Annotated in this window: 16 protein-coding genes and 1 pseudogene; 13 read left to right on the plus strand and 4 right to left on the minus strand. The window is 38.9% G+C overall.

What is annotated here, in order from left to right:
• Together JV16_RS12155 and JV16_RS12160 are read left to right on the plus strand one after the other, a co-directional pair.
• Positions 1-262 (plus strand): transposase (locus JV16_RS12155; protein ID WP_042536051.1); only part of this gene is annotated, 262 nt, incomplete at its 5' end.
• Between the two features lie 34 nt (positions 263-296).
• Positions 297-539 (plus strand): annotated as a pseudogene (locus JV16_RS12160) (divergent PAP2 family protein); the annotation flags it as partial.
• Here the strand turns inward: JV16_RS12160 and JV16_RS12165 are convergent.
• Both JV16_RS12165 and JV16_RS12170 read right to left on the minus strand, forming a co-directional pair.
• On the minus strand, positions 534-1,430 hold the full coding sequence (locus tag JV16_RS12165) for a DMT family transporter (protein WP_042536053.1): 897 nt from the start codon (positions 1,428-1,430) through the stop codon (positions 534-536). The pseudogene JV16_RS12160 and the gene JV16_RS12165 sit on opposite strands and share 6 nt — an antisense overlap.
• A gap of 59 nt (positions 1,431-1,489) precedes the next feature.
• Positions 1,490-2,173 (minus strand): queuosine precursor transporter, encoded by a 684-nt coding sequence (locus JV16_RS12170; protein ID WP_021094635.1) that lies wholly within the window; start codon positions 2,171-2,173, stop codon positions 1,490-1,492.
• Between the two features lie 109 nt (positions 2,174-2,282).
• On the opposite strand from JV16_RS12170, the gene JV16_RS12175 reads away from it, so the two are divergent.
• Positions 2,283-2,942 (plus strand): ribonuclease H family protein, encoded by a 660-nt coding sequence (locus tag JV16_RS12175; RefSeq protein WP_042536055.1) that lies wholly within the window; start codon positions 2,283-2,285, stop codon positions 2,940-2,942.
• A complete protein-coding gene (locus tag JV16_RS12180) occupies positions 2,942-3,130 on the plus strand; it encodes a zinc-finger domain-containing protein (protein WP_035063113.1) in 189 nt (62 codons plus the stop codon). Before JV16_RS12175 ends, JV16_RS12180 begins: the two co-directional genes overlap by 1 nt.
• A gap of 36 nt (positions 3,131-3,166) precedes the next feature.
• Here the strand turns inward: JV16_RS12180 and JV16_RS12185 are convergent, their stop codons facing one another.
• Entirely contained in the window at positions 3,167-3,445 is a 279-nt protein-coding gene (locus tag JV16_RS12185) for a DUF2564 family protein (protein ID WP_021094638.1), read from the minus strand.
• 112 nt (positions 3,446-3,557) lie between these two features.
• Positions 3,558-3,758 carry a cold-shock protein CspD gene (gene cspD / locus JV16_RS12190; protein ID WP_003398931.1) on the minus strand — a complete coding sequence of 67 codons (201 nt, stop codon included), beginning with the start codon at positions 3,756-3,758 and terminating at the stop codon, positions 3,558-3,560.
• 248 nt (positions 3,759-4,006) lie between these two features.
• On the opposite strand from cspD, the gene JV16_RS12195 reads away from it, so the two are divergent.
• From JV16_RS12195 to JV16_RS12235, 9 genes are all read left to right on the plus strand, one after another.
• A complete protein-coding gene (locus JV16_RS12195; protein WP_009361168.1) occupies positions 4,007-4,255 on the plus strand; it encodes a hypothetical protein in 249 nt (82 codons plus the stop codon).
• Positions 4,256-4,378: 123 nt separating this feature from the next.
• Positions 4,379-4,783 (plus strand): secondary thiamine-phosphate synthase enzyme YjbQ, encoded by a 405-nt coding sequence (locus tag JV16_RS12200; protein ID WP_081977280.1) that lies wholly within the window; start codon positions 4,379-4,381, stop codon positions 4,781-4,783.
• Positions 4,780-5,331: a glycerol-3-phosphate responsive antiterminator gene (locus JV16_RS12205; protein WP_042536057.1), complete on the plus strand. Its 552-nt coding sequence runs from the start codon at positions 4,780-4,782 to the stop codon at positions 5,329-5,331. The genes JV16_RS12200 and JV16_RS12205 overlap by 4 nt, the downstream gene beginning before the upstream one ends.
• 134 nt (positions 5,332-5,465) lie before the next feature.
• Complete coding sequence (gene glpK, locus JV16_RS12210; RefSeq protein WP_042536059.1) at positions 5,466-6,950, plus strand: glycerol kinase GlpK; 1,485 nt, start codon at positions 5,466-5,468, stop codon at positions 6,948-6,950.
• A gap of 179 nt (positions 6,951-7,129) precedes the next feature.
• Positions 7,130-7,711, plus strand: coding sequence for a DUF5317 domain-containing protein (locus JV16_RS12215; RefSeq protein ID WP_042536061.1), 582 nt, complete (start codon positions 7,130-7,132; stop codon positions 7,709-7,711).
• 177 nt (positions 7,712-7,888) lie between these two features.
• Positions 7,889-9,715: a bifunctional diguanylate cyclase/phosphohydrolase gene (locus JV16_RS12220; protein WP_021094645.1), complete on the plus strand. Its 1,827-nt coding sequence runs from the start codon at positions 7,889-7,891 to the stop codon at positions 9,713-9,715.
• A gap of 152 nt (positions 9,716-9,867) precedes the next feature.
• A complete protein-coding gene (locus tag JV16_RS12225; RefSeq protein ID WP_021094646.1) occupies positions 9,868-10,620 on the plus strand; it encodes a DeoR/GlpR family DNA-binding transcription regulator in 753 nt (250 codons plus the stop codon).
• Positions 10,617-11,540, plus strand: coding sequence for a 1-phosphofructokinase (gene pfkB / locus JV16_RS12230; RefSeq protein ID WP_042536063.1), 924 nt, complete (start codon positions 10,617-10,619; stop codon positions 11,538-11,540). Before JV16_RS12225 ends, pfkB begins: the two co-directional genes overlap by 4 nt.
• Positions 11,537-13,393 carry a PTS fructose transporter subunit IIABC gene (locus JV16_RS12235; protein ID WP_021094648.1) on the plus strand — a complete coding sequence of 619 codons (1,857 nt, stop codon included), beginning with the start codon at positions 11,537-11,539 and terminating at the stop codon, positions 13,391-13,393. Before pfkB ends, JV16_RS12235 begins: the two co-directional genes overlap by 4 nt.
• Positions 13,394-13,466 lie beyond the last annotated feature (73 nt).

The following is a 13,466-nucleotide window of genomic DNA, read 5'->3' on the forward strand; positions in this document are numbered from 1 at the left end:
AGACGAGCAACAGGCGAAACGACGTTTGGAGTCTTGGATTCATCGGTATTCGTTTTGTCCTTGTTCGGTTGTGCGCGCGATTGCAAAAGCGCTCGTCAAGCGAACAGAAGAAATCGTTTCTTGCATTTTATCCCCTTACTCGAATGGGAAAATGGAAGGAACGAATAACAAGATCAAGCTGATCAAACGTCGGGGATATGGATACAGAAATATCCAGCGTTTTGCATTACGGGTTCGGTTAGAAACGACTAACATACTTTAATGGCAGGTGCAAGTACATCTTTTGGTGATGAACCATTGTTATGTATGATGCTCAAGGAGTGCGTCATCAAGCAGGAGAGCTAGCTATTCGTGTAAATGAATTAACTGAAGAAATCGAAAAGATAAAAGGAGCTCCTGATGATGGTAAGCTTGATCGAAAAGAGGAGTTATTGCGTGAACGGCTTGGTCATCAGCCAATTGAAGTTATTGGCGGAGCGTTTCTTGGTATTGTTACAGGCGGGTTATCTTATGTCATAAGTAGAAAGCGCTCGCTATGAGAGGCGAGCGCTCTTTTTCCTTTGCCATATATGTTGAGGGAGTTCGGAAAAAATCATTCCTAATAAAATGAGTGCAGCCCCGAATAAAGCGGCCTGTTGAAGACGCTCATCATTCCATATATACGCAGTCAAAGCAGCAAAAACAGGTTCTAGAGCAAAAATTAAAGCAACACGTGTTGGAGATGTATATTGTTGAAAATGCGTTTGAATAAAGAAAGCAATTGTTGTTGCGAATAGTGCGGTGATGAGTAAAGCGACCCATACATCAAATTTTAAAAAAATGGAGAGCGGAACAACGGACCAATCTTCGAACAAATATGAACATATAAAACAAATAATAGATACGGTCTGAACTTGAACGGTTGTTAGCAGGACGGCTGAAAATTTTGTCGCATAAATGCTTGTTGAAACGATATGTAATGCAAAAGCGATGGCGCATAAAAAGACGAAGAGATCACCTTTGTTCATTGACATATCTCCATTTATAGTCAAAAAATATAGCCCACACGTAGCTAACACACTTCCAACGACAGCATTCAGCGAAGGTTTTTGCTTTAAAATCATAAATGAAAGAAAAGGGACGAGAACAACATTTAATCCAGTAATGAATCCTGCTTTTGATGAAGTAGTGTACAATAAGCCGATCGTTTGAAAAGCATATCCAAGACATAACCAAATGCCAAGAATAAATCCAGCGCGTATAAGTTGCTTATCTAGCGGTTTTCGTTCAAAGATAAATACCCAAATCCATAGCAATATACTTGCGATCGCAAAACGTACGCCATTAAATAACAATGGGGGCAAAAAAGCAATGGCGTTTTGAACGACGACAAACGTAGCGCCCCAAACGAAAGCGACAAACAATAAACTTATATCTGCTTTATACTTCATATTCCGCTCCTTTACAAGAAATGTTGTATAAGACCGAAGTCTCATACAACATTTTACCATCATTCCATATATTTTGGGGATATTTTTTTGGCGATATATACGAACGGTGTATCTAACGTTGCGACAATCCATTTTAATACATATGTCGTAATAAAAATTTGTAGCCAATCATGAAATGGGAATACACCGAGAAACGCGATTGATGTGAAAACGAGCGTATCGACCAATTGGCTAATCATCGTACTTCCGTTATTGCGAATCCAAAGTTGAGAATCATGCGGGAATTTCTTTTTAAACCAATGAAACAAGTAAACATCAAGTGACTGGCTAATTAAAAAAGCAAGCAAACTACCAAGTGCGATACGTGGCAACAAACCGAAAATGGTTTCTAATGCTGGTTGTGCGAAGTCGGTAGCATGCGGTTTAAATAATAAAGCAAGTTGCATCACGATCGTGAGTGAAATGAGTGTAAAAAAGCCGAGCCATACCGCTTTTTGTGCTTCTTTTTTTCCGTATTTTTCACTTAAAATGTCAGTCACTAAAAAGGCGGTTCCGTACATGACGTTTCCAAGTGTAGCTGTCATGCCAAGCAATTCAACCGTTTTAACGACTTGTAAATTAGCGACAACAGTAGAAAAGCCGATCCAGACGAATAAACCTGAGCGACCAAAGAAACGATAAATGAGCAATACAAGTGAAAATGTAATGATGGCAGAAAAAAGACCGAGTATTTCATTGAACAAGATGATCCCTCCCTCGTATGAAAGTATAAAGGCACAAAGGATATTATACAATTGAGATCATTTTTTGTCTAAACTGTTATAATAAAATCAAAAAGAAAAGGTGAGCGACATGAAGGTGTTTATGGAGTGGACGTATGTAACACCGAAAAAAAAGGAAATGGTATGGACATCAAAAGAAATGGAAGTGGAGGAGGCTTTATCTTTTGCAGAAGATATAGAGAAAACAGGAAGAGTAAAACAACTTTTATTTTATGATACACGTGGTGTGGCATGGACGAAGAAAGAGCTAATCAAGCTAATGAAAGAAATTGAAACAGAGCCACATGATATTGTTGCCTATTTTGATGGTGGTTTTGACCATGAAACAAAAAAAGCGGGAGTTGGCGTTGTTATTTATTATAAACAAAACGGCGATCTGTTTCGTATACGTGCAAATGCGCAGCTAGATGAATTGCAGTCAAATAATGAAGCGGAGTATGCAGCATTCTATTTTTTACTCGAACAGCTTGAACATCTTGGTGTTCATCATTTACCCGTTGTTTTTCGCGGGGATGCACATGTCGTATTTCATCAATTATCGGATGAATGGCCTGTATTTTCAGAAGAAGGGAGATGGGTTGAGCGAATTGAGCAAAAAATGAAGAAGCTTTGTATTTCACCAATTTATGAACCAATTCGTAGAAAACAAAATGGTGAAGCGGATCAATTAGCGACACAAGCGCTTCATGGAACGATCATTACGAGTACAATGCGGTTGGAGCGTGAATGATGAATCGAAAAGATGTATTACTTCGGTTAAATGAGTTGTTTGATACGTATTGCCAAGAATGTTTTGTGAAAAGAACATTTCGTAAAGAGTGCGGAAAGTCGTATGCGCAATCGTTTTGCATTCAAACATGTACAGTAGGCGAAAAAATACAACAATACGGTCAGTTGCTTGTGAAACAAAAAACATAACAACAGAGTGTCCCGTATACTCGGGACACTCTGTTGTTACATGTGACTGATCGTCTCTGATAATTGATGATGTGCGTCTGCTAGTTCCTTTTCGCATTGTAACAACAACGGATCTTCTGCGCCTGTTTTGGCGCGCGCGATCGCTTCTTTGGCATTTTTAATTGCCTGTTTTGCATGATCAAACGCATGGTCATCTAAGCTCATCGTTGCTGCTGCCACCATTTTTTTGGCTGACTCAACCGCCAAACGCGCATTTTCGATTTCTGTAAATACGCTATCGGACTGAAGATGCGGTTTTTTTGGATTTTGTGTCATTACTATCCCTCCTCGTTTGTAGTATTTGTGTGAAAGGAGGCGAGTATGTAATGAAAAAAGACCAGCGTTTGCTGGTCTTTTCGTCGAGCTATATATGAATCATCTCAGACGATTATAATTTCACTACGTTTGCAGCTTGAGGGCCACGGTTTCCTTGAACGATTTCAAAAGAAACAGCTTGACCTTCTTCTAACGTTTTGTAGCCTTCACCTTGGATTGCTGTGAAGTGTACGAATACATCGTCTCCGCCTTCAACTTCGATGAATCCGTAACCTTTTTCATTGTTAAACCATTTTACTTTACCGTTTTGCATAATACTGAATCCTCCTAATACCTTTTAGCCAATAGGCTAATGAAAAAATTTTTCATATAACGGAATATATCCACAGCAACCAATCGGTGCAGGATATATATTCAGTTAGATGATAATTAGACTATACACGAATGACAAGGAAGAGTCAAGACAAAAAGGCGATTTTTTCAAAAAATTTTTTTAGAGGAGGATTTTTGTAATAAGTGCATAACATTAACAGTAAGGAGTATAGAAAGGGAGTGAGCGGCATGTATCGTGGTCAAATTTGTGGAAAAGAAGTCATCATTAAGTTAAGTAACCATGTACGAAAGCAAAAAGTCGATCAAGAAAAGCTATATCAAACGGTTTTAGCGTTTAGCGAAGCAGCATTTGAACAGCAGAAAGAACAATTTGGTATTGTAAGCAAACAAGGGTTAATTGTTGCCTCGGTTGAACAGCATGATTTGCCTGTGATTTCGGTAGATTATATCATTCCGTCTCACCATGTATATGATTAAAGCCCAGATCATCCTGGGCTTTCACTATGATAGGTGTTATTTCGTGATTCATGAATTTTTTTATGGAAAACAACTGTGAAAATATGTATGATCATAAATATATGAGGATAAAGGTGGGAAGATATGATGATGAAACGATGGACGATTCAAACAACGAAGCGAGATGAGTTTGTAGATGTTACTTCGTTTGTTCAATCATTTGTTACAGAAAGTGGAGTACAAGAAGGAATTGCTGTTGTTTATTGTCCACATACAACCACAGGAATGACGATAAATGAAAATGCTGATCCAGATGTGAAACGAGACATGATTCGTCGTTTTGATGAGTTGTATCCATGGCATCATGCGCTTGATCGGCATAGTGAAGGAAATACTGCGGCACATATGAAAGCAAGCACGGTTGGATCATCGGTGCATGTTATTGTCACGAAAGGTCAGCTGCTTCTTGGGACATGGCAAGGCATTTATTTTTGCGAGTTCGATGGGCCGAGAACGCGTACATTTTATGTAAAGGTGATGGAAGGATGAACGGACAACGTATTTTGCCTGCTGTACGTTCGATGAAAGATTTTGATAAACTTATCAAAATGAATTACGAATATGGGGTATTTTTAGATATTCATATTGGTATGCTGAAAAGTGTGTATACATACGCAAATGAACATGGTAAAAAAATGTTTCTTCACGTTGACTTAATTCAAGGGCTAAAAAGCGACGAATATGCGACGGAATTTTTATGTCAGCTCGTCAAACCATATGGATTGATTTCGACAAAAAGCAGCGTAATTACGAAAGCGAAACAAAAAGGTGTGATCGCAATTCAACGCACATTTATTATTGATTCGAATGCGTTTGAGCGAAGCGTTCAACTTGTAGAAAAAACAAACCCGGATTATATTGAAGTGTTGCCCGGTGTTGTTCCGAAAGTCATTTCCCAACTTCATGAACGAACGGGGAAGGACATTATCGCTGGCGGATTAATAGAAAATGAAACAGAGGTCGAAGCAGCGCTTGCCGCAGGGGCTGTTGCGGTAACGACATCAAATGTCGAACTTTGGCGGTATTTTGCTCCGTAACAAATGTATTGACAGCGTTTTCAAAAACGATTAGTCTTATAATTAAGTTTATTATGTTAGTGAGAGAGAGGAGAGACTCACACGCGTTTTGATGAATCGCGGTGTGGGTCTTTTTTTGCAAGGGGGATCGGTTTATGTACATTTTAGCTCTTGATCAAGGGACAACGAGTTCACGTGCCATTTTATTTAATCAAAAAGGGGAAGTTGTGCATATTGCACAAAAAGAGTTTACACAATATTTTCCTCAACCAGGATGGGTCGAGCATAATCCGAATGAAATTTGGGGTTCTATTTTAGCAGTCATTGCAACCGTATTGTCCGAAGCGGCTATTGAGCCGAAGCAAGTTGCGGCTATCGGTATTACGAACCAACGGGAAACGACAGTCGTATGGGATAAACAAACAGGGCAGCCGATTTATAACGCGATTGTATGGCAATCACGCCAAACAGCACAAATTTGTGAACAATTGAAACAGGCTGGATATAATGATGTATTTCATAAAAAAACAGGTTTGCTCATTGACGCTTACTTTTCAGGAACGAAAGTGAAATGGATTTTAGACCATGTTGATGGTGCACGTGAAAAAGCAGAACGTGGGGACTTATTGTTTGGAACAATTGACACATGGCTTACTTGGAAACTGTCTGGCGGGAAAGTACATGTAACTGACTACTCTAATGCGTCAAGAACGTTAATGTTCAACATTTATGAGCAAAAATGGGATGATGAGTTACTAGACATTTTACAAGTGCCGAAAGCGATGTTGCCAGATGTTCGACCATCTTCAGAAATTTACGCACATACGGCACCGTACCATTTCTTCGGACAAGAGGTACCGATCGCTGGAATCGCAGGGGATCAGCAGGCGGCATTATTCGGGCAAGCATGCTTTGAAGAAGGAATGGCGAAAAACACATACGGCACAGGTTGTTTTATGTTAATGAATACGGGTGAAAAAGCCGTTCAGTCAAAGCATGGTTTGTTAACGACGATTGCGTGGGGGATTGATGGGAAAGTCGAGTATGCACTAGAAGGGAGCATTTTCGTTGCTGGATCTGCGATTCAATGGCTACGTGACGGATTACGAATGATTAAAGAAGCAAAAGATAGCGAGGCGTATGCAATAAAAGTGCAATCAACAGATGGCGTATATGTCGTGCCAGCATTTGTAGGGCTTGGGACACCGTATTGGGATAGCGACGTACGAGGAGCGGTATTTGGCTTAACGCGTGGAACGACAAAAGAGCATTTCATTCGTGCCACACTTGAGTCGCTTGCATACCAAACGAAAGATGTGTTAACTGCAATGGAAGCGGATGCGGGTATTACGTTAAAAACGTTGCGTGTAGACGGCGGAGCAGTGAAAAACAACTTTTTAATGCAATTTCAAAGTGATATTCTCGGTGTACCAGTTGAAAGACCGGTTGTGAATGAAACAACAGCGCTTGGTGCGGCATATTTAGCAGGACTTGCGGTTGGATATTGGCAAAGTAAAGATGAAATTGCGAAGCAGTGGAATATTGATCGTGCCTTCGAACCGAAAATGTCTACTGATGTTCGCCAACATTTATATGATGGATGGAAAAAAGCAGTTCGCGCTGCACAAATGTTTAAATGAAAAAAAAACCAGCTACCCACTCGGTAGCTGGTTTTTTTAAAAATAAAACTATGTTCTAAATAATCAATAGAAAAACAGAAATATTTCATCAATATAACCGTTTTCACATAAAAAAAAATGTGATAATATAATCAATAAAAAGACAAAAAATTTTGGTTTTAAAGAAATGTGAGGGCTATATGGTATACGATGGAATTATTTTAGGAATTCTCATTGGCTTATTTCGCGGAGGTAATTTCAAAGGCATCGCAACTTTGAAGTTAAAAGGAGGTTGGATTTTTCCAATCTTATTGCTTGTGCAATGGATTTTTTTCTTGTTGCAGGATCGTATCGCTATTTTAGCGAATATAAGTAACATCACATTTATCGTTGTCTACATCGTTGGATTAACGTTCATTTGGCTTAATCGTCATTATCCGGGGATGAAAACGATTTTTGCTGGTGTGCTTTTAAATTTCATTGTCATTGCTTTGAATGGCGGTAGAATGCCTGTTTCACTTGAAGCGACACAAGCTGTTTTAGGACAAGAATACGTCGAGCTTCTAAAAACAGGACTTTACGGGAAGCATACGGCTATTACAAATGACACCATTTTCCCGTTCTTAGGGGACATTATCCCTTTAGCACCGCCTTATCCGCGTGCAAAAGTGATTAGCATAGGCGATGTAGTCATGAATATTGGTGTGTTTTTGTTTATTCAGTATTTAATGATGAAGGAAAAACAAACAAATTCTCTTCAACCAACACATGAAGGGAGGTGAAAAACATGAACGCACGCGTGAAAAACGTACTTATTAATCTCGTCGTTATCGGTTCTGTTATTGTTGCGTTGACTTCAGGGATTAGAATAATTGGGGTATAAATAAATTGGGGAGGTTTTACCTCCTTTATTTTTAACATTTTTATCCGATTATAGATTCAGGGTGAGTGACTAATATATGGTGAAAACTCGATCGCAGGTATACATTTATATTTTGGGTTTATTTTCCTTTTTTTCGAGTAGTATGGTGTTTCGTTCTTATTTTCACCTTCCGACTGTTGAAGAATGGGTATGGATCTATTTTTTAGCTATCACAGCGTTTTTTTTAACTTATTTTGAGATTCAAGTAGTTGAAAATAAGAACACTTTTTCTATGGATTCAGCTATTTTTCTGGCAGCGGCACTACATTTTGGCCCTTCTGTGGCAATTTGGAGTTTTTTACTTTTTTCTTTGGTTAGAATTATATATCACAGGCATATTCCGTTATGGGCGCATCTTTTGAATTTTTCAATGTATTTATTGATGATGGTAGCAGCGTTTTTGCTCTTTTTCTTCTTCGGAGGTAAAATAGGTGATGAAGTTTCAGAAAATCTATATCCTTACATATTCAGCTTGACTGTATATTTTGCAATTAACATTTTGATTATAGCAGGGTTTTATTTAACAGATAGATCGAAGAAGTTTAATAGGGTATTTAACATAGGTCTTTTAAAAGAAGTATTTTTTGCATATTTCGTCACACTACTTCTTTCTTTAGTGCTTATTATTTTAATTGATAACGAAGGTTTTTTTGGGTTGTTTTTATTTACAGTTTTAGTTGTTTTGTTATCCATTACGTTTGGAAAAGTGCTCGAGTGGTATCAAGAAATGGCTAACCAGGCAAATAAAGATTACCTCACCGGCTTATATAACCACGGATATTTTAAAGATTACTTAAAGGAACTATTTCGGGAGACGAAAAGAACGGGTGGTCAGTTTTCGGTTGCTTTTTTAGATTTAGATGATTTTAAAAAATATAACGATTATCACGGTCATGTGCAAGGTGACCGATTGTTGAAATTTGTTGGGGAGTATTTAAAAAATGAAACGAAAGATCGTGGTTTTACAGTAGCACGATATGGTGGAGAAGAGTTTGCGATCATTTTGCCGAAAACGGAGAAACACGAAGCAGCAGCTTTTATGGATCAATTGCGGAAAAAATTAAATGACACGCCATTTGACGGGGTCGAACGACTTCCATATCGTTGTATTTCGTTCTCATGCGGAATTGCTGAGTATGAATCTGACATGTATGAAGAAAGTGAACTGCTACATAAAGCTGACCAAGCGCTTTATTATTCGAAAGCACAAGGAAAAAACAATGTGCAATTGTATGATGAGAAAAGAATATCTCGTGATGCATTGAAATTTAAAGAAGACTTAGATGCAATTGAAGAGCAGCTGAAACTGTTGCTTTATAAAGACGTGTATACATATCGTCATAGTAAACGTGTATTTACATATGCAATGGAATTTAGTGATCGATTGCCGCTTACAGAAGAAGAAAAACGGACTCTTATTTTAGGGGCACTCGTTCATGATATTGGTAAAATCGAAGTTTCGCGAGACATTATTAATAAAACAGGCAAACTCACCTCTGATGAATGGGAAATGATGAAAAAACACGTCATATGGGGGAAAGAAATTGTTCTCTCCGATGGTCGTTTTGAAGAAGTGATTCCACTTGTTGAACTTCATCACGAGCGTTACGATGGACGAGGTTATCCTTATGGGCTAAAAGGGGAGGAAATACCAAAGTTAGCCCGTATTTTGTGCATTATTGACTCATTCGATGCGATGACGACAGACCGCCCGTATCAACGAACAAAAACATTCTCCGAAGCGATTGTTGAATTGCGCCGTTGTTCTGGTACGCAATTTGATCCTCAATATGTCGAGCCATTTATCCAAATGATTGAAGAATATTATCCTGAGAAAATCACCAATAAAACTGTCTCTACATGAGGCAGTTTTTTATTTTTCTGAAATATGATTGTTTTTGAATGATATGTAAAAAATAATGATAATTTTTGATTAAAATTGAATGAATTTGATTGATTTTTTGGTGATACTTCGGTATGATAAAGATGTAAGCGGTTTAAAAAGGAGGTGTAAAATTGTTAACACCAGAAAGACATCGCATTATTTTGCAGTTGCTACAAGAAAAAGAAGTGGTAAAGTTACATGAATTTGTTGAAGCGACACAATGTTCAGAATCGACGATTCGACGTGATTTAAGCCAACTAGAAAAAGAAAAAAAATTAAAGCGTGTTCATGGTGGGGCTGCGTTGTTGCAACAAAAAAGAGAAGAGTTGAGCGTTTTTGAAAAATCGACGAAAAACATTCATGAAAAACAGCTCATTGGAAAATACGCAGCAAGTCTTATTCAAGATGGTGACTGCATTTATTTAGATGCAGGAACGACAACATTACAGATGATTCCTTATATTGAAGCGAAAAATATCGTCGTCGTAACGAATGGTATTATGCATATTGAGGTACTGTTAGAAAAAGACATTCCAACGTACCTTGTTGGCGGACTCATTAAGAAAAAAACGAATGCGTTAATTGGTCGAGGAGCTATTCACTCGTTGCAACAGTATAGTTTTGACAAATGTTTTATCGGTGTAAACGGCGTTCATATTGATTTTGGTTATACAACTCCAGATCCGGAAGAAGCGATTATAAAACAAACCGCTATTCATTTATCACAACAAGCTTTTGTATTAGCCGATCACTCAAAATTAAACGAAAGTACGTTTGCCAAAATTGCACCATTACAAGAGGCAACGATGATTACGGATGAAACAGATGAAGAGTTGCTAGCAATGTATGAAGCAAAAACGACAGTAGAGGTTGTGAAATCATGATTTATACATGTACGTTAAATCCTTCCGTCGATTATGTTGTGACAGCACAACAGATCGAACTTGGAAAATTAAATCGAGCAACAAAAACGGCATATTTTCCGGGCGGAAAAGGAATTAATGTGTCGCGTGTATTGAAACGGTTACACGTTCATAATATTGCGCTTGGATTTATTGGTGGATTTACAGGTCAGTTTATTGCTGATGAATTGAAAAGGGAGCATATTTTAACAGATTTTATTACTGTGCCTGGACAAACGCGACTAAACATTAAATTAAAAGGGGAAAAAGAAACGGAAATAAATGGGGAAGGACCGATCATTAGCGACGAACATAAAGAAGCGTTAATTGCTAAAATTAAGCAATTAAAAAAAGGAGATATACTCGTTTTAGCAGGAAGCCTTCCACCCTCGGTAGATGATACATTTTACGTCACGATGATGGAAGAAGCAAAAAAACGACGGGTTGCTGTTGTCGTTGATACGAGTGGCAATGCACTGAAACAAGCCGTTGCATACGAGCCGTTTTTACTTAAACCAAACCAAATGGAGCTTGGGGAATTGTTCGGAGTCAGTATTCATAGTCGTCATCAAACGTTGGAATACGGAAAAAAACTGATTAACAATGGTGTCCAGCACGTTATTGTTTCACTTGCTGGGGATGGGGCCATCTTGTTCCATAAAGATGTGATATTAGTCGCTCAAGCCCCAAAAGGAATAGTAAAAAATTCGGTTGGTGCTGGTGATTCGATGGTAGCGGGGTTTTTAGCTGCATATGTGAACGAAGCATCGCTTGAAGAAGCGTTTCGTTATAGTGTTGCCGCGGGGAGTGCCACAGCATTTTCTGAAGATTTATGCACAGAAGAAGAGGTTCATCGCTTATTAGATGAAGTAAAAATTATACGAATGGAGGAGCGTGTATGAGAATAACAGATTTGTTGACAGAGGATACGATTGTCCTTGATTTGAACGCGCGAACAAAAAAAGAAGTGATTGAAGAATTAGTAGACGTTCTTGAGAAGACAGGAAAATTAAACAATCGTCAAACGTTTATTGAAGCTATTTTTGCCCGTGAAGCGCAGAGCACGACAGGGATTGGCGAAGGAATTGCTATCCCTCATGCAAAAACGAAAGCGGTGCGCACTCCAGCCGTTGTTTTTGGACGTTCAAAAGAAGGAATTGATTACGATTCGTTAGACGGAAAACGAAGCCATTTGTTTTTTATGATTGCTGCACCAGAAGGAGCGAATAACACACATTTGGAAGCGTTATCTCGCTTGTCGACATTGTTAATGGATGCATCGTTTCGCTCGAAAATTGAAAACGCTTCGACAAAACAACAGATCATTCAAGCGATTCAAGAAAAGGAGGGAGAAATGGTGACAGAAGAAAAACAACTATATGGAAAGAAAAAAGTGTTAGCTGTTACGGCTTGTCCGACAGGAATTGCGCATACGTATATGGCTGCTGACGCCTTAAAGGCAAAAGCGAAAGAAATGGGAGTAGATATAAAAGTAGAAACAAACGGTTCGAGTGGTGTGAAAAATGAGTTAACACAACAAGAAATTGAAGAAGCGGTCGCCATTATCGTTGCAGCAGATAAGCAAGTAGAGATGGATCGATTTGATGGAAAACATGTCATCCAAGTACCTGTTGCCGATGCTATTCGTAAACCAGAGCAACTCATTGATCGCGCATTAAAACAAGAGGCTCCAATTTATCGCGCAAGTGGTGGGCATCGTTCGTATGCACCGAAAGAAAGAACAGGATTTTATAAACATTTAATGAACGGCGTATCGAATATGCTTCCGTTCGTTGTTGGTGGCGGTATTTTAATTGCGATCTCATTTATTTTTGGTATTAAAGCATTTGATCCAAATGATCCATCATTCCATCCGATTGCAAAAGCGTTGATGGATATCGGTGGTGGTAGTGCCTTTGCACTTATGATTCCAGTGTTAGCTGGTTTTATTGCGATGAGCATAGCGGATCGTCCAGGGTTTGCTCCGGGGATGGTCGGCGGATTTATGGCAGCAAATGGCGGTGCAGGCTTTTTAGGTGGACTAATTGCGGGCTTTTTAGCCGGTTACCTCGTTGTCGGATTGAAAAAATGGTTTAGTCGTTTACCACAATCGCTTGAGGGAATTAAACCGGTTCTTCTTTATCCGTTATTTGGGATATTGCTTACAGGATTCATTATGATGTATGTCGTCATTGATCCAGTAAAAGCGTTAAATGAAGGAATGAAAACATGGCTTGAAAATATGGGAACAGGCAACCTTGTTTTACTTGGTCTTATCCTCGGTGGTATGATGGCGGTTGATATGGGTGGACCGATTAATAAAGCGGCGTTTACGTTTGGCATTGCGATGATTGATGCCGGAAATTACGCACCACATGCAGCCATTATGGCAGGTGGAATGGTGCCTCCTTTAGGATTAGCACTTGCAACAACATTATTCAAAAAGAAATTTACAAAAGCGGAACGAGAAGCAGGAAAAACGTGCTATATTATGGGTGCTTCGTTTATTACAGAAGGGGCTATTCCGTTTGCGGCAGCTGATCCAGGACGTGTCATTCCTTCCATCATCGTCGGTTCAGCCGTTGCGGGAGCGTTGACAATGATGTTTGGTATAGGACTTCCAGCGCCACATGGCGGCATTTTCGTTATCCCGATTGTAAAAGGGAATCCATTGTTATATGTACTTGCCATTTTCATCGGTTCACTTGTGACTGCGTTAATGGTTGGATTATGGAAAAAAGAAGTGAAAGAATAATAGATTATGAGCGCGCGATGAGAAAAATCGCGCGTTTTTTACTAAAATATTTTGACAAAGATAATCATTATCA

The sequence above is a fragment of the Anoxybacillus ayderensis genome, assembly GCF_000833605.1.
Classification (GTDB): Bacteria; Bacillota; Bacilli; order Bacillales; family Anoxybacillaceae; genus Anoxybacillus; species Anoxybacillus ayderensis.